Genomic DNA, 1,096 nt, shown 5'->3' on the forward strand with positions numbered 1-1,096 from the left:
GTCGGCGAGGAACGCCAGCAGCGGCCACACCCCGGCCGCCGAGAACACCGTGCCGCCGGTCGCCGTGTCCGCCCAGCGCGCCGTCAGCCGGTTCACCGCGTCGACGGTTCCCCCGACCGCCGTGCCCTGAACCGCCGTCCCCTGGACCGCTCCCAATTCCGCCCCCGTCAGTGCCGTAGCGCAAGATCGCGCACGGGAAGGCTATCGTCGGCGCCCCGGCCCCGGATGATCAGCCCTGGTCCTCGGGGAACGGCTCCGGTTCCGTGACCCACCCCGCCGCCAGTACCAGCCGTGAGTGGCGGTGCAGGGCGAGGAAGGCGAAGGGGCGGTCGAAGCGGGCGGTGACGGTGGTGGTCACGTAACGGAGGTCGGGCAGGCCGGCGGCGACGGCGCCGACGGCCGTCACCGCCGCCGCGCGGAAGCCGAGCGCGCCGAACCTCGCCGTGGTGGCCTGCTCGGCCGACCCGATGGCCAGCGGGAAGGGGCTGACACCGGAGAAGTGGCCGTGCGCGGAGTCCCGTGCCGTCGTGAGGCCGAACAGGCGGTGCAGGCGCAGCAGATCGTGCCGCGCGCTCATGTCGTACGCCACGGTCGTCACGTCGAGGGTGGGCGGCTGCGGGCTCGTGCTGCGGGTTCGCTCCACGCGCAGGCCCGGTCCCGGGTCGCCGTACGGGAGCCGGTCTCCGGGTACTACGGGATGACGGCGGTCCAGGATTCCCAGGCCCGCGCCCAACACCTGCGCGGGTGTCATCCGGTCCTCCCCGAGCAGGAGGTGGACGTCGATCGCCGTGTTGCCCAGCACCTTCAGCTCGGTGACATGACCGTCCGGTGTGTCGGCCACACCGATCCGGTCCAGGAGGGCGGTCTCCCGCCACAGACCGAGCAAGTCCCGGTCGCGCCAGTACTCGCTTTCCACCGGCACCTCGACGAACGGCCGCAGCCACTCGGTGCGCAGGGCCAGCGCGCTCGCCAGCACCAGGTCGGTGGCGTCCGTCAGCGGCAACGGCATCCGCTCGATCAGCCCGCCGGTCCGCTTCGCCGCCCACGCGTCCAGGGCCGCGCGGTCGGCCCCGAGGTCCCCGGTGAGCACCCCGTG

Annotated in this window: 1 protein-coding gene and 1 pseudogene; both read right to left on the bottom strand. The window is 73.7% G+C overall.

The window, feature by feature from the left end; translation table 11 throughout:
- Nucleotides 1-156, bottom strand: a pseudogene (locus R6V09_RS53695) (proteinase inhibitor I4 serpin); the annotation flags it as partial.
- A gap of 73 nt (nt 157-229) precedes the next feature.
- On the bottom strand, nt 230-1,096 hold an 867-nt coding region (locus R6V09_RS53700; protein ID WP_317888634.1), incomplete at its 5' end, for a proteinase inhibitor I4 serpin.

The sequence above is a fragment of the Streptomyces sp. W16 genome (genome assembly GCF_033194735.1).
GTDB lineage: Bacteria > Actinomycetota > Actinomycetes > Streptomycetales > Streptomycetaceae > Streptomyces.